General features: G+C 71.8%; 15 protein-coding genes. All 15 read left to right on the top strand.

The features are described from left to right. Nucleotides 1–5 precede the first annotated feature (5 nt). The 15 genes from AB0A95_RS02585 (at nt 6) to trmD (ending at nt 15,486) form a co-directional block, all read left to right on the top strand. A complete protein-coding gene (locus tag AB0A95_RS02585) occupies nt 6–869 on the top strand; it encodes an aminoglycoside phosphotransferase family protein (protein WP_357077819.1) in 864 nt (287 codons plus the stop codon). Between the two features lie 275 nt (nt 870–1,144). Next, a complete protein-coding gene (locus AB0A95_RS02580) occupies nt 1,145–2,557 on the top strand; it encodes an ammonium transporter (RefSeq protein ID WP_357553813.1) in 1,413 nt (470 codons plus the stop codon). A gap of 25 nt (nt 2,558–2,582) precedes the next feature. Further along, nucleotides 2,583–2,921: a P-II family nitrogen regulator gene (locus tag AB0A95_RS02575; protein WP_172862163.1), complete on the top strand. Its 339-nt coding sequence runs from the start codon at nt 2,583–2,585 to the stop codon at nt 2,919–2,921. Nucleotides 2,922–2,940: 19 nt separating this feature from the next. After that, nucleotides 2,941–5,325: a [protein-PII] uridylyltransferase gene (locus AB0A95_RS02570; protein ID WP_357553812.1), complete on the top strand. Its 2,385-nt coding sequence runs from the start codon at nt 2,941–2,943 to the stop codon at nt 5,323–5,325. Nucleotides 5,326–5,706: 381 nt separating this feature from the next. Beyond that, nucleotides 5,707–6,855, top strand: a complete 1,149-nt coding sequence (locus AB0A95_RS02565) for a sensor histidine kinase (RefSeq protein WP_357553811.1) — start codon at nt 5,707–5,709, stop codon at nt 6,853–6,855. Then, a complete protein-coding gene (locus AB0A95_RS02560) occupies nt 6,852–7,508 on the top strand; it encodes a response regulator transcription factor (RefSeq protein WP_357553810.1) in 657 nt (218 codons plus the stop codon). The genes AB0A95_RS02565 and AB0A95_RS02560 overlap by 4 nt, the downstream gene beginning before the upstream one ends. 123 nt (nt 7,509–7,631) lie before the next feature. Next, nucleotides 7,632–9,206 carry a signal recognition particle protein gene (gene ffh, locus AB0A95_RS02555; RefSeq protein ID WP_357553809.1) on the top strand — a complete coding sequence of 525 codons (1,575 nt, stop codon included), beginning with the start codon at nt 7,632–7,634 and terminating at the stop codon, nt 9,204–9,206. A 68-nt stretch (nt 9,207–9,274) separates the two neighbouring features. After that, nucleotides 9,275–9,853 (top strand): Uma2 family endonuclease, encoded by a 579-nt coding sequence (locus AB0A95_RS02550; RefSeq protein WP_357553808.1) that lies wholly within the window; start codon nt 9,275–9,277, stop codon nt 9,851–9,853. A gap of 18 nt (nt 9,854–9,871) precedes the next feature. Next, nucleotides 9,872–10,951, top strand: a complete 1,080-nt coding sequence (locus tag AB0A95_RS02545; RefSeq protein WP_357553807.1) for an amidohydrolase family protein — start codon at nt 9,872–9,874, stop codon at nt 10,949–10,951. A 175-nt stretch (nt 10,952–11,126) separates the two neighbouring features. Further along, nucleotides 11,127–12,533 (top strand): proline--tRNA ligase, encoded by a 1,407-nt coding sequence (gene proS / locus AB0A95_RS02540; protein ID WP_357553806.1) that lies wholly within the window; start codon nt 11,127–11,129, stop codon nt 12,531–12,533. A gap of 1 nt (nt 12,534) precedes the next feature. Beyond that, nucleotides 12,535–13,191: a DUF402 domain-containing protein gene (locus tag AB0A95_RS02535; RefSeq protein ID WP_357553805.1), complete on the top strand. Its 657-nt coding sequence runs from the start codon at nt 12,535–12,537 to the stop codon at nt 13,189–13,191. Nucleotides 13,192–13,420: 229 nt separating this feature from the next. Next, entirely contained in the window at nt 13,421–13,906 is a 486-nt protein-coding gene (rpsP, locus tag AB0A95_RS02530) for a 30S ribosomal protein S16 (RefSeq protein ID WP_204943768.1), read from the top strand. Between the two features lies 1 nt (nt 13,907). Next, nucleotides 13,908–14,141: an RNA-binding protein gene (locus tag AB0A95_RS02525; protein ID WP_013284588.1), complete on the top strand. Its 234-nt coding sequence runs from the start codon at nt 13,908–13,910 to the stop codon at nt 14,139–14,141. Further along, a complete protein-coding gene (gene rimM, locus AB0A95_RS02520) occupies nt 14,141–14,701 on the top strand; it encodes a ribosome maturation factor RimM (RefSeq protein ID WP_357553804.1) in 561 nt (186 codons plus the stop codon). Before AB0A95_RS02525 ends, rimM begins: the two co-directional genes overlap by 1 nt. 11 nt (nt 14,702–14,712) lie before the next feature. Beyond that, the gene (trmD, locus tag AB0A95_RS02515) at nt 14,713–15,486 is read left to right on the top strand and encodes a tRNA (guanosine(37)-N1)-methyltransferase TrmD (protein ID WP_357553803.1); all 774 of its coding nucleotides are present in this window, start codon (nt 14,713–14,715) and stop codon (nt 15,484–15,486) included. Nucleotides 15,487–15,563 lie beyond the last annotated feature (77 nt).

Raw genomic sequence — 15,563 nt, 5'->3', positions numbered from 1 at the left:
CTCGGGTGACCACCGACGATCGCGCGTACGCGGGCTGGCGCGAGCCCGGCCACCCCTCGCAGCGCCTCGGGAGACCGTACGTGACTTCGCAGGAGATCCCGCTGCACGGCGGCAACGTCAGCACCGTCGTCCGCGTCGGTGACACGGTCCGCCGCAACGCCGGGCCGTGGACACCGTCCGTGCACGCCCTGCTGCGCCACCTGGAGTACGTGGGCTTCACCGGCGCACCCCGGGCGCTCGGCATGGACGAGCGCAACCGTGAGGTTTTGTCGTACCTGGAGGGGGAGTGCGGGGAATACCCGCTCGCCCCGCACTGGGTGACCGACGAGGCGCTGGTCACCGTCGCCACGATGCTGCGGATGTTCCACGACGCGCAGTACGGGTTCACCCCGCCGCCGCAGGCGGTCTGGCGCTCGTTCGGGCCCCCACCTCCGGACACCGAGGTGATCTGCCACCACGACGCCGCGCCACACAACGTGATCTGGCGGCCGGACGGCACCCTCGGGCTGATCGACTTCGACCTCGCCTCGCCCGGCGCACGGATCTACGACGTGGCGTACGCGGCCTGGACCTGGGTGCCGATCTTCGCGGACCGGGACTCGATCACGCTGGGTTGGAAGCACCCGGACCGGCCGCGCCGGCTCCGGCTCTTCGCCGACGCGTACGGGCTGATCCCCCGGGACCGGCACCGGCTGATCCGGACCATCCGCAAGCGGATCGTGGACCACGTGGAGGGCATCCGCCGGATGGCCGCCGCCGGTGAGCCGGCGTTCGTCCGGATCGTGCACAAGGGCCACCTGCGCCGGCCGATGCGCGATCTGCGGCTGCTCGACTACGAGCGGCACGCCCTGGAGAACGCCCTCCGCTGAGCGCGGACCGGGCGATGCTCGGCCGGTCCCGTCAAGCGGACCGGTCGATGCGCCTGACCGGTCAGCCATCGACGTACGCCGTCCGAACGATCCACCATTGTCCATGTCGATGACTGTGCGGACTTCGTGACACGTACGAAACAACCCGTCACGACTTGGAAACCCGCACGGGACCGTGGGTGAAACAGCCGGCCGCGAAGCTTCCGCGCAACCGGCCTACGGGCGACGCTGCCCCGGAAAGCCGCGAAGGAGGACTTCACCTTTAGGAGGCCAGCGTGCCTGAAGCACCGACGATCGACGGCGCCAATACCACGTGGCTGCTGGTTTCGACCGCGCTCGTGCTGCTCATGACCCCCGGACTGGCGCTGTTCTACGGCGGCCTCAACCGGGCCAAGGGCGTACTCAACATGATGATGATGAGCTTCTCCGCCATCGGGCTCATCTCTATTCTGTGGTGGTTCTACGGTTTCAGCGTCGCCTTCGGGACCGACGTGAACGGCTTCTGGGGTGACCCGGGCGCGTACCTCGGCACCAAGACCTTCCTCGCCGAGACCGACCTGTGGGGTGCCACGGCGGAGAACCCCAGCGGCATCGGGGTTCCGCTCTACGTGTTCATGGCCTTCCAGATGGTCTTCGCGGTGATCACCGTCGCGCTGATCAGTGGTGCCATCGCCGACCGGGCCAAGTTCGCCGGCTGGCTGCTGTTCGCCTTCGGTTGGGCCACGCTCGTCTACTTCCCGGTCGCGCACTGGGTGTGGGGCGGCGGCATCATCGGCGGCGACATCCACGCACTGGACTTCGCCGGCGGCACCGCGGTGCACATCAACGCCGGTGCGGCGGCCCTGGCCGTGGCGCTGGTGCTCGGCAAGCGGCTCGGTTGGCCGCGGGAGGGCATGAAGCCGCACAACATCCCGCTCGTCGCGCTCGGTGCGGGTCTGCTGTGGTTCGGCTGGTTCGGGTTCAACGCCGGCTCGGAGCTGACCGTCGACTCCGTCGCCGGCCTCGCCTTCATCAACACCCAGCTCGCCACGGCGGCGGCGGTGCTCGGCTGGATCGCTGTCGAGTGGGTCAAGGACCGCAAGCCGACGATGGTCGGTGCCTCGTCCGGCGCCATCGCCGGTCTGGTCGCCATCACCCCGGCCTGTGGCTTCATCGCACCGTGGGCGTCCGTCCTGCTCGGCCTCGTGGCCGGCGCCGTGTGCGCGCTCGCCGTCAGCCTCAAGTACAAGCTCGGCTACGACGACTCCCTCGACGTGGTCGGCGTGCACTTCGTCGGTGGTTGGATCGGCTCGCTCTGGCTGGGCCTCTTCGCCACCAACTCGGTAAACGCCGCGATCACCGACGTGGTGGGTGCCTCCGACGGTCTCTTCTACGGCGGTGGCGTCACCCAGCTCGGGCGGCAGGCCCTCGCCGGCCTGATCGTGACCGCCTGGTCGTTCGGCATCGCCTGGGTGCTCGCCTTCGTCATCGAGAAGACGATCGGGTTCCGGGTGAAGGCCGAGGCCGAGGTCGAGGGCATCGACATCGGCGAGCACGCCGAGAGCAGCTACGACCTGTCCCCGGCGGGTGGCGGCACGGGCAGCGCGTTCGCGATGGCCGGCATCGGCACCCCCGGTGGCGGCACGACGAGTGGCGCCAAGCCGGAGGCGGAGCCCGCCGAGCCGGTAAGCGAAAAGGTCGCCGGTTAACGTTCCAGGGATGGAGGGGTTGGACATGAAACTGGTGACCGCGGTCATCAAGCCGTACCAGCTGGACGCGGTGAAGGAGGCCCTGCACGCCCTCGGGGTGGCCGGGCTGACCGTCAGCGAGGTTCAGGGGTACGGGCGGCAGAAGGGGCACACCGAGGTCTACCGGGGTGCCGAGTACACGGTCGAGTTCCTGCCCAAGATCCGGGTAGAGGTGCTCACCGACGAGATCGACGTGGACAAGGTGGTGGACGCCATCGTCGGCGCAGCCCGCACGGGCAAGATCGGTGACGGCAAGGTGTGGGTCACCGGTGTCGAAGAGGTCGTCCGGGTGCGTACCGGCGAACGCGGCCTCGACGCACTCTGATCTGGAGACCACGACCGACATGACCTCGTTGATCAAGAAGGACGCGTCAGGCAACACCGGTGACGGCGACGCGACCCTCTTGGTCAACGAGGTCGTCGGCGTCCCAGGGGGGATCGGAGAGGCGGCTCGGCAGGCACGGGCGGCCGCGTACGACACCTTCCTGCGGGGGTTGCTGCCCACACGGGAGGGGGTCGCGCTGCTGGCCGTCGGGGGGCTCGGTCGGCGGCAGTGCGCTCCGTACGGCGACCTCGACCTGGTGCTGGTGCACGCGGGGGTGCCGGGCATTGACGAGTTGGCCGCCTCGATCTGGTATCCGATCTGGGACGCGGGGCTGCGGCTGGACCATTCGGTACGCACCGTCGCCGAGGCGCTGTCCGTCGCCCAGGACGACGTCAAGGTCGCCCTCGGGCTGCTCGACGCCCGGCTGATCGCAGGTGACCAGGCGCTGGCCGACGCGCTGATCCGCACCGCCGCCGATCATTGGCGGCGCACCGCCGTGCGTCACCTGACCGGCCTGCGGGAGGTCACCACCGCGCGCTGGCAGGCCCACGGTGAGTTGGCGTTCCTACTGGAGGGCGACCTCAAGGAGGCCGCCGGCGGCCTGCGCGACGTGGGTCTGCTGCGGGCGATCTCCGCCGCCGGCATCACCGACGCGCTGCGTCCCGCCGTCCGCGCCGCCCACCTCCGCCTACTGGACACCCGGGACGCCCTGCACCAGCAGGTCGGTCGCCGGGTCGACAGGTTGGTCGCCCAGGAACGCGCCGGGGTGGCCGCCCTGCTCGACCTGCGACAACTCCAGCCCGGCGCGTCTGACGCCGCGCGGCGGCCTGGAGCCGTCGTGCGACAACTCCAGCCCGGCGCGTCTGACGCCGCGCGGCGGCCTGGAGCCGTCGTTGACGACGGCGACGCTCTGCTGCGCCGGGTCGCCGGTGACGCCCGCACTGTCAGCCACGCCCTGGATGACGCGTTCCGCGCCGCCGACCGGCTGCGCTCCGGCCGGTCCCGAGGCGGCAACGGCCGCTCGGCCCGCCGCCCGGTGGCCCGTGACGTGGTCGAGCACGACGGCGAGTTGGTGCTGGCGCGGACGGCGATCGGGGCACGCCCCGACCCGAGCCTGTCGCTGCGGATGGCCGCCGCGGCGGCCACGACCCGACTCCCGATCGCCCGGGCCACCTGCGAGTGGCTGGCGGCGTACTGCCCGCCACTGCCCGCGCCCTGGCCGTCCGAGGCCCGGGCCGCACTGATCACCCTGCTGGGCGCCGGGCCGGGTCTGGTGCCCGCCTGGGAGACCTGCGACAGGTACGGCCTGGTCGACGGCTGGCTGCCCGAGTGGACCCGGCTGCGCAGCCTGCCCCAGCACAATCCGGTGCACCGATACACCCTCGACCGGCATCTCGTGCAGGCCGCGCACGAGGCCAGCCGGCACGCCCGCGAGGTGGACCGCCCCGACCTGCTGCTCCTCGGTGCTCTCCTGCACGACATCGGCAAGGGCCTGCCCGGTGACCACAGCACCGTCGGTGTGCCACTGGCCCAGGCGGTGGCGACCCGGATCGGTCTGCCACCCGGTGAGGTCGAGCTGATCGGCACGCTGGTCCGTCTGCACCTGCTGCTGCCCGACGTGGCCACCCGCCGGGACCTGGCCGACCCGGTCACCATCGCCTCGGTGGCCGAAGCGGTCGGCGACACCGGCACCCTCGACCTGCTGCACGCGCTGGTCCGCGCCGACGCGGCGGCGACCGGGCCGGCGGCCTGGTCGGACTGGAAGGGCCGACTCGTCGCCGAACTTGTCGCCCGGGTTCGTACCGCACTGGACACCGGCGTGCTGCCCGAGCCTCCGGCACCGGACCCGGCGCTGCTGGCCGGGCCGCTGCCGGTCGTCCACCTGACCGGCGACCGGGTGTCGGTCGCCGCGGCCGACCGGCGGGGCCTGCTCGCCACTGTCGCCGGCTGTCTGGCCCTGCACCGGCTGGAAGTGATCTCCGCGGACGCGTCGGTGGTCGACGGCCGTGCCCTTGTCGAGTGCCGGGTGCAGCCCCGCTACGGCCTTCCGCCGGATCCGGTGCCACTCCGTGCCGACCTGCGTCGGGCGGTGGGCGGTGACGTGTCGGTCACCCAGCGCCTGCGCGGCCGTGCGCTCGCCGCCCGGGGCAGCGGTGCCGCTCCCCGGGTGGTCTGGCACCGTGAGGCGGCCACCGACGCCGTGCTGCTGGAACTCCGCGCGGCCGACGCGGCGGGCTTGCTCTACCGGGTCACCTGCGCGCTGGACGAGGAGGGCGCCCTGGTCCGCGCGGCACGCATCTCCACCCTCGGCGCCGACGTGGTGGACGCCTTCTACCTGGTCGGCGGCTGGCCGGACGACGAAGCCCGAGCGCGCCTGGAAGCCGCGGTCCTCGCCGCCGTCTGATCCCACCGTCGCCGCGGCGTTGCGGTTGCGGTCCGCTGCGGGTCGTACCGCTTCGGTCCCGTCCGGTCGCTGTCCTTCGGAAGCTCCGACGGCGTGCTGCGCAGTCCGCTTGGCCGGAGCCTGCGCCAGCCCTCTCCAGATGAGCGTGATGACTGTGCGGCATCAAGATGCCGCACAGTCATCACGCTCATGGCGGTATCCGCCTCCGACTGCGCGGTCTCGGAGCCTCGCAACCCCCCCATCGCCAGGGTGAGCGCCGCATCAGAGCGGAGACCGCGACGGGCGGGCCGGGAGGCAGCGAGCGGGTACGTCCGTGGGCGTAGGGACGGTGCCGCTCGTGGACGCACGTCGGGAGGGCTTGGCGCGGGCAGAATGACGGTCATGCGATGGGGCGGGCAGTTCGCGAGGCGGGCGGCGGATGCCGTGCTCGCCCTGGGGTTGCTCGGGTTCGGACAACTCGCCACCGATCTGGCCGGGGACAACCAGCCGGGGTCGAGGCCTGTCGACGGGGTCTGCCGGGTGCTGATCGCTGTCGCCGCGCTCGCCCTGCTGGCCCGGCGGCGCGCCCCGGTCGCCACCCTCGCCCTGGTCACCGCGGCCACCGCGACGTACCTGGTGCTCGGCTATCCGTACGGGCCGATCCTGCTCGCCTTCCTGGTCGCGGTGTACACGGTGGCGGTGCGGCTGCCGGTGCGTCCGGCGGCGCTCGCCGCCGGTGGCGCGTTCGTGGTGCTGCTGACACACGTCTTCTGGTCCCGGGGTCCGGCCCCGGGCTGGACCGGAGTGCTCCCGGCGTCGGCCTGGGTGGCCGTACCGTTCGCGGTGGGGGTCGTGGTGCGGGTCAACCGCGAGGTGGCGGCGCGCGGCCGGGCCGAGGAGGCCCGCGCTCGAGCCGAGGAGACCAGGCGGCGGGCCGACGAGGAGCGGTTGCGTATCGCGCAGGAGGTGCACGACGTGGTGGGGCACGGGCTGGCCGCGATCAGCATGCAGGCGGAGATCGCCCTGCATCTGCTGCCGAAACGGCCCGAGCAGGCGGAGACCGCGTTGACCGCGATCAGCCGGACCAGCCGTGAGGCGTTGGACGAACTCCGGGTCACCCTGGGCGCGGTCCGCAAGGGTGCCGAGCGCGACCCGGTGCCCGGCCTCGCCCGGCTCCCGGCACTGCGCGACCGGCTCGCCGGCGCCGGGCTCGCCGTGCGGGTGCGTGTGGTCGGTGACCCCCGGGAGTTGCCAGCCGCGCTGGACCTGGCCGCGTACCGGGTGGTGCAGGAGGCGTTGACGAACGTGCTGCGCCACGCGGGGGTGGCGAGCGCGGAGGTGACAGTGGACTACCGCGCCGACGAGGTGACCGTCGAGGTCGTCGACCAGGGGACGGGCGGCGGGGCAGCGCCGGCCGCCGACCAGGGCGGGCACGGTCTGGCCGGGATGCGGGAGCGGGTCGCGGCGCTGGGCGGGTGGCTGACCGCCGGGCCGCACGCCGGTGGCGGCTTCCGGGTGTACGCCCGGCTGCCCGTGGAGTCGGTCACGTGATCCGGGTGCTGATCGCCGACGACCAGGACCTGGTCCGCCTCGGCCTGTGCGCACTCGTGGAGAGCGAGGACGATCTGGCGTTGGCGGGCGAGGCCGCCGACGGGCTGCGGGCGGTCGAGCTGGCGCGCCGGGAGCGACCGGACGTGGTGCTGATGGACATCCGGATGCCCGGCATCGACGGCATCGAGGCGACCCGGCGGATCGTCGCGGACCCCGACCTGACCGGTACGCGGGTGGTGGTGCTGACCACCTTCGAGCTGGACGAGTACGTCTTCGACGCGCTGCGGCACGGCGCGAGCGGGTTCCTCACCAAGGACACCCGACCGACCGAACTGCTGCGCGCGATCCGGTTGGTCGCCGAGGGGGAGGCGCTGTTGTCGCCGTCGGTGACCCGTCGGGTGGTGCGGGAGTTCGCCACCCGGCCGTCGCGGGTGCTTCGTCCGCACCCCCGGCTGGACGCGCTGACCGACCGGGAGCGCCAGGTGGTGGGCCTGGTCGGTGACGGGCTGAACAACGAGGAGATCGCCACCCGGCTGGTGGTCAGCCCGGCTACCGCGCGGACCCACGTCAGCCGGGCGATGGGCAAGCTGGGAGCCCGGGACCGGGCCCAACTCGTCGTCTTCGCGTACCAGTCGGGGTTGGTGTCGGAGTGACGGCCCGGCGGGCCGGGCCGGGCGACAGCGGCCCTGGGGCCGGGCGGTTACCCTTGCGGTGGCCGGACTCCGCAGTGCCGGCCGCGTTGTGCCCGCCGGAACACTGACAAACGGGATGTTCGCGTGTTTGACACCTTGAGTGACCGCCTGTCCGGGATCTTCACCAAGCTCCGCGGCAAGGGGCGGCTCACCGACGCCGACATCGACGCCACCGCGCGCGAGATCCGCCTCGCACTGCTGGAGGCGGACGTCGCGCTGCCGGTGGTCAAGGGCTTCATCGCGGCAGTCAAGGAGCGCGCCCGCAGCGCCGAGGTCTCCCAGGCGCTCAACCCGGCACAGCAGATCATCAAGATCGTCAACGAAGAGCTGATCAAGGTGCTCGGCGGCGAGGGGCGACGGCTCCAGTTCGCCAAGCAGCCGCCGACGGTGATCATGCTGGCCGGCCTCCAGGGTTCCGGTAAGACGACACTGGCCGGCAAGCTGGCGCGCTGGCTCAAGGGCCAGGGTCACCAGCCGCTGCTGGTGGCCGCCGACCTCCAGCGCCCCAACGCCGTCGGGCAGCTCCAGGTGCTCGGTGGCCGGGCCGGTGTCGAGGTGTACGCCCCGGAGCCCGGCAACGGCACCGGTGACCCGGTGCAGGTGGCCCGCGCGTCCATCGAGCACGCGAAGCGGGCCGCCCGCGACATCGTCATCGTCGACACCGCCGGCCGGCTCGGCATCGACGCCGAGATGATGCAGCAGGCCGCCGACATCCGTGACGCCGTCTCGCCGGACGAGGTCATCTTCGTCATCGACGCGATGGTCGGTCAGGATGCCGTGCGCACCGCCGAGGCGTTCCGCGACGGCGTCGGCATCACCGGCGTGGTGCTCTCCAAGCTCGACGGCGACGCCCGTGGTGGTGCCGCGCTCTCCGTGCGCGAGGTGACCGGGCAGCCGATCCTGTTCGCCTCCACCGGTGAGAAGTTGGAGGACTTCGACGTCTTCCACCCCGACCGGATGGCCAGCCGGATCCTCGGCATGGGCGACGTCCTCACTCTGATCGAGCAGGCCGAGCAGGCCTTCGACTCCGATCAGAAGGAGAAGATGACCGCCAAGCTGATGGGCGGCGAGCAGTTCACGCTTGACGACTTCCTCGACCAGCTCATCGCGGTGCGGCGGATGGGCCCGATCGCCAACGTGCTGGCCATGATGCCGGGCATGGGGCAGATGAAGGACCAGCTCGCCGAGCTGGACGACAGCCACTTCGACCGGGTCACCGCGATCATCCGGTCGATGACCCCGGGGGAGCGCACCAACCCGAAGATCATCAACGGCTCCCGCCGGGCGCGCATCGCCAACGGCTCCGGGGTCACCGTGATGGACGTCAACCAGCTGCTCAACCGCTTCGCCGACGCGCAGAAGATGATGAAGCAGATGGGCGGCATGATGGGCCTGCCCGGCGGTGGCCGGCGCAAGGCGACCAAGTCGCCGAAGAACAAGCGAAAAAACACGAAGGGCTCGCAGCGTTCGCGGGGTGCGGGGCAGAGTGGTGCCGGTCCGCGCGTCGGTGCCGCCGGCTTCCCGGGCGGCATGCCGCAGCTCCCGCCGGGAATGGACCCGAACGACCTCGCTGGCGGCCAGGGCCTGCCGCCCGGCTTCAAGCTCCCGAAGATCGACTTCAACAAGCTCGGCAAGGGGGGCGACAAGGGCCCGCGCTGAGGCGTGTCGGTGACGGCGGGCGACGCCATCCTTTCTTAGGGTGATGTCGCCCCCTGGAAGGAGATGTCATGACCGCGGCCCCGATCCTGCCCGAACGGCACGAGTGGACGGTCGACGACCTTGGTGATCTGCCGAAGGACCTTCCGTACGAACTGATCAACGGCAGGTTGATCGTGCCGTCCCCCACTGCCCTGCACCAAGAGTTCTGCGTCGAGCTACTGCTCACGCTTCGCGTCAACTGCCCGCCGGAATACCTGGTCAGCTTCGACCTGTCGATGCGTGTCGACCGACACAACGAGCCGCGCCCCGACGTGGTGGTCATCCGCCGCAAGCACGCCGGCCGGTCACCCGTCCCGGTCGAGGACGCCCTGCTCGCCGTGGAGGTCGTCTCGCCGACCTCCAACTTCCGCGACATGTACGACAAGGCGAAGGTCTACGCGCACGCCGGCGTCCGGTCCTACTGGATGGTGGACCCGTCGCAGGAGCGCGTCACGCTCACCGAGTACACCCTCGGTGCCAACCGGGAGTACGAGCAGGTCGCGCACACCGAGGATCTGTTCGTCACCGAGCGGCCGTGGAAGGTCTCCGTGGACCTGCCGGCCCTGACCTCCCGGAAGAACGACCTGCTCGCCCCCGACGAGGAGTGATCGGGTAGGACTGTGCGCATGGCTCTTCACGTGCGCGGTGTCCTGCTCCCCGACGACGAGGTCCGGGATCTCTGGCTGGTCGACGACCGGGTGACCTTCACCCCGGTGCCCGGTGCGGAGACCGTCGTGGACGGCGGTTTCGTGCTGCCGGGGCTCGTCGACGCGCACTGCCACATCGGCATCGCCCGCGGTGGCGCCCCGATCACCTCCCTCGACCAGGCCCGCGAGCTGGCCCACCTCGACCGGGACGCCGGGGTGCTGGCGATCCGCGACGCCGGCTCGCCCTACCCGTACCCCGAACTCGACGACGAGCCGGGCCTGCCGCGACTGGCCCGCGCGGGCCGGCACGTCGCCCCGCCGAAGCGCTACCTGCGTGACATCGGCGTGGAGGTCGACGCGACAGAGGTAGCCGCGACTGTCGCCGCGCAGGCACGGGCCGGCAACGGCTGGGTCAAGCTGGTCGGCGACTGGATCGACCGGGGTGTGGGCGACCTGGCCCCGGCCTGGGACGCGGACACCCTCACCGCCGCCGTGCGAGCGGCGCACGACGCCGGGGTACGTGCCGCGGTGCACACCTTCTCCGAGTCGGCCGTCGAGATCATGGTGCGCGCCGGCGTCGACTCGGTGGAGCACGGCACCGGCCTGAGCCTCGACCTGATCGACGAGATGGCCCGCCAGGGCACCGCGCTGGTCCCCACAATGATCAATATCGCCACGTTCGGGGGCATCGCGGAGCAGGCGCGGGCCAAGTTCCCCGGGTACGCCGAACACATGCTCGCGCTGCGCGACGGCTTCCCCGCTGTGGTGCGCGCCGCGCACGAGGCGGGTGTGCCGATCTACGTGGGCACCGACGCCGGCGGCGGCATCGACCACGGGCTGGCCGCCGAGGAGATGCTGCTGCTGCACCAACGAGCCGGCATGGCACCGATCGACGTACTCGCCGCCGCCTCCTGGGGCGCCCGCGAATGGCTCGGCTTCCCCGGCCTGGTCGAGGGCGGCCTCGCCGACCTGACCGTCTACCCCGAGGACCCCCGTAGTGACCTGCGGGTGGTCCGCGCCCCGTCCCGCACGATCCTGCGCGGCCACGTCATCCGCTGACCCCCGCAGGCGTCGCCCGGTCGCCCGCGCCGCCCCCCGGGGCGGGCCGCGTCCGGGCCGGGAGCCGTCGTCGCAGTCATGATTGTCGAATTCTGCGGGCGTCCGGTGGGCCGGCCCGGCGCACGGCGCCTCCCGGGCGCGGTGTCGTCCCGCGTGGCGCATAGGATATGCGGTCATGGCACGCGTGCTCACTCCCCGTGCGGAGGATTTCCCCCGCTGGTACCAGGATCTGATCGCCAAGGCGAAGCTGGCCGACAACGGCCCGGTCCGTGGCACCATGGTCATCCGCCCGGCCGGCTACGCCATCTGGGAGCGCATGCAGCTCGAGATGGACGCCCGGATCAAGGCGGCGGGTGCGGAGAACGCATACTTCCCGCTCTTCATCCCGGAGAGCTACCTGAAGCGTGAGGCCCAGCACGTCGAGGGCTTCTCGCCGGAGCTTGCGGTCGTCACGCACGGGGGCGGCAAGCCCCTCGCCGAGCCGGTGGTGGTGCGTCCCACCAGCGAGACGGTGATCGGCGAGTTCATGGCCAAGTGGATCGACTCGTACCGGGACCTGCCGCTGCTGCTCAACCAGTGGGCGAACGTGGTCCGGTGGGAGCTGCGTCCGCGGATCTTCCTGCGGACCAGCGAGTTCCTCTGGCAGGAGGGGCACACCGCGCACGCCACCCGCGAGGACGCCCGGGCGTACGCGCGGCGGATCCTGCACGAGGCGTACGAGGACCTGATGGTCAACGTGATCGGCATTCCGGTCGTGGTGGGCCTGAAGACGGCACGCGAGCGGTTCGCGGGCGCGACCGCCACGTACACCTGCGAAGGCATGATGGGCGACGGCAAGGCGCTCCAGTTGGGCACCAGCCACGAGCTGGGGCAGAACTTCGCCAAGGCGTTCGACATCAGCTACTCCTCGAAGGAGGGCGGCCGGGAGCACGCCTGGACCACCTCCTGGGGCACGTCGACCCGGATGCTCGGCGGCCTGATCATGGCGCACGGCGACGACAACGGCCTGCGCGTACCGCCGAGGCTGGCCCCGATCCAGGCGTACGTCATGATCGTCAAGGACGGCGAGGGCGTCGCGGAGGCGGCGGCCAAGCTGCACGACGGCCTGCGCGACGCCGGTGTCCGGGTCGCGCTCGACGACCGGACCGACACTCCGTTCGGCCGCCGGGCCGTCGACGCGGAGCTGCGTGGTTATCCGGTACGCGTCGAGGTCGGTCCCCGTGACCTGGCCGTCGGCAACGCGACTGTGGTGCGCCGCACCGACGGGTCGAAGACCCCGACTCCGGTGGCCGACGTGGTCGCCGCGGTGCTCGCCGCGTTGGAGACCGATCAGCAGGTGCTGCACGACCAGGCGCTGGCCAATCGCGAGTCGCGCACGGTGGAGGTGGCCACTCTCGCCGAGGCGATCGAGGCCGCCGCTACCGGTTGGGCCCGGGTGCCCTGGTCGGCGGTCGGCGTGGCCGGTGAGGCCGAGGCGAACGGCCAGGGCGTCACAGTGCGCTGCCTGCTGCGCGCCGACGGCTCGGTTCCGGACTCCGAGGACGAGCCCGACCTGGTCGCCATCCTCGCCCGCGCCTACTGAGGTGCTCGTCGACCGGTTCCAGCCGGGTCGGCTGATCCTGCACCGCAACGTGCGGCACGGTCGGATCGGTTGGGTCCGACCGGGCCGGGTGGTCAGCGACGACGAGCGGGGTCTGCTGGTGTGGATCGCCCGGGACTCGCCGGTGGCCCACGAGGTGACCGAGGCGGGGCTCGGGATGCGGGCGATGCCGTTCGCCGAGTGGATCTTGTCGTCGTACCGGCTGGCGCACGGGAGCTGGAACGGGCCACCGCTGTTGAAGTTCCTGCCCACCGGGGCGGCGCACTCCGTCTGGTGGTTCCGCGACGCGCGGGGCCGGTTCACCAACTGGTACGTCAACCTGGAGGAGCCCGGTGTCCGCTGGGACGACGGCCCGGTGGCCGGTGTCGACGTGGTGGACCAGGATCTCGACGTGGTGGTGCGTCCGGACCTCAGCTGGGACTGGAAAGACGAGGACGAGTTCGTCGAGCGGTTGGCCTTCGGTGCCGACTACTGGGTGACCGACGAGAAGGCGGTCCGCGCCGAGGGGGAGCGGGTGATCGCGCTCGCCGAGGCCGGCGAGTTCCCGTTCGACGGCACCTGGTGCGACTTCACCCCGCCGGCGGATTGGGACGTACCGGACGAATTGCCACCGGGATGGGACCGTCCGCCGGTGCGCTGAGAGGTGTTCCGGGTCACCGGTGGCGTGGTGTCCGGGTCCGATGCGGGAGATCGGCGTCGGGTCTGGCAGAATAGGTCGCTGGTATCCGGCGCGCGTCCGGCGCCCTCTAACCCGGGCACGTCGCCAGTCCACCGAGTAGTCTCCGGCCCAACCCCACGGGTCCGGTCGGCGCTCACCCATGCACACCGCCCATACGGGCCGGTGAGATCGCAACAGGAGCGAAACAACTGTGGCCGTAAAGATCCGGCTCCTGCGGATGGGCAAGATCCGCAACCCGCAGTACCGCATCGTCATCGCCGACTCGCGCACCAAGCGTGACGGTCGGGCGATCGAGTTCGTCGGGGTTTACCAGCCCAAGGAAGACCCCTCGATCATCGAGGTCAAGTCGGAGCGGGTCCAGTACTGGCTGTCCGTCGGCGCTCAGCCGAGCGAGGCGGTGCAGCGTCTGCTGGAGCTGACCGGTGACTGGCAGAAGTACAAGGGCCTGCCGGCCCCGCCGCCGCTCCTGGTCGCCCCCGAGCGGGCCGACCGCAAGGCGGCGTACGAGGCTGAGGCGAAGGCCGCCGCCGGGCTCGCCCCGGAGACCCCGGCCAAGCCGGCCAAGAAGGCCGCCAAGGCTGCCGAGGCGCCGAAGACCGAGGCTCCGGCCGAGGCGCCGAAGACCGAGGCTCCGGCCGAGGCCCCGGCCGCTGCCGACGCTGGTGAGCAGGCCTGACATGCCTCTGCGTCCGGCGTTGGAGCACCTGGTCAAGGGCATCGTCGACCACCCGGACGACGTCCGGGTGCGGATGGTCGATTCCCGTCGGGGCAAGCGGCTCGAAGTTCGCGTGCACCCGGAGGACCTCGGCACTGTGATCGGTCGGTCCGGTCGGACCGCCAAGGCGCTGCGCCAGGTGATCGGCTCCATCGGCGGGCGCGGGGTACGCGTCGACATCGTCGACTCGTACTGATGCAGCTCGTCGTCGGAAGGATCGGCAAGCCGCACGGTGTCCGCGGTGAGGTCACCGTGGAAGTGCGGACAGACGAGCCCGAAGCACGGTTCGCCCCGGGTTCGGTGCTGCGCACCGAACCCGGGGCGACGCCCCCGGCTCCCGCCACGGCGGACGAGCCCGGGGTGCCGTTCCGGCTTCCCGCGGAGCTGACCATCGAGGAGTCCCGCTTCCACCAGGGGCGGGTGCTCATCGCGTTCGAGGGAATCCTGGACCGCAACACCGCCGAGGCGCTGCGCGGCACCCTGCTCGTGGTCGACAGCGCCGACGTGACGCCGCCGGACGATCCGGAGGAGTTCCACGACCACCAGTTGGTCGGGTTGGCCGTGGTGACCCCGGCGGGCGAACGACTGGGTGAGGTGGCCCGGATCGACCACGCGCCCTCCTCGGACCTGCTGGTGTTGCGGCGGCCCGAGGGTCGTACCGCGCTGATCCCGTTCGTCCGGGCGATCGTTCCGGAGGTCGACATCGCCGGCGGCCGTGTGATCGTCGACCCGCCGGCCGGCCTGCTCGACCTTTAGGACCACCCCCCATGCGCGTCGACGTCGTGTCGATCTTTCCGGAGTACTTCGCCCCACTGGACCTGTCGCTGATCGGGCGGGCGCGGGCCAACGGCGTACTCCAGCTTGCCGTGCACGACCTGCGGACCTGGACCCACGACGTGCACCGCACCGTCGACGACACCCCCTACGGCGGCGGGCCGGGCATGGTGATGCGCCCGGAGCCGTGGGGTGAGGCGCTGGACGCGCTCGCGCCGGCCGAGGCCCCGCCGCCCCGGCTGCTGGTGCCGTCGCCGGCCGGCGCCCCGTTCACGCAGGCCATGGCGTACGAGCTGGCGGCCGAGTCGCATCTGCTCTTCGCCTGCGGCCGGTACGAGGGCATCGACCAGCGGGTGTTGGCGCACGCCGCCACCCGGATGCCGGTCACCGAGGTCTCGCTCGGTGACTACGTGCTCTTCGGCGGTGAGGTCGCGGTCCTGGTGATGCTGGAGGCGGTCACCCGGCTGCTGCCGGGGGTGCTGGGCAACGCGGGCTCGTTGGACGAGGAGTCGCACGCGCACGGGCTGCTGGAGGCCCCGATCTACACCAAGCCGCCGAGCTGGCGTGGGCACGACGTGCCGGAGGTGCTCCGCTCCGGTGACCACGGCAAGATCGCCCGCTGGCGACGCGAGGAAGGGCTGCTGCGGACCGCCGCCCGACGTCCGGACCTGCTCGCCGCGCTGCCCGCGGATCGGCTCGACAAACGGGACATCGCGGCCCTGGACCGGGCCGGGTTTCAGCAGCCACCGGGGGATGTGGCAAAGTAGAGGGGTTGCCGCATCCGTCCGCGCCCGCGGGCGGCTGCGAGGATCACCGACCGGGGTCGGCCCGCCGACCACCACCC

This window comes from Micromonospora sp. NPDC049230 (assembly GCF_040647875.1).
Taxonomy (GTDB): Bacteria; Actinomycetota; Actinomycetes; order Mycobacteriales; family Micromonosporaceae; genus Micromonospora.
The sequence above is the reverse complement of the archived record's forward strand: the minus strand, read 5'-3'. Positions and strand labels throughout refer to the sequence as shown.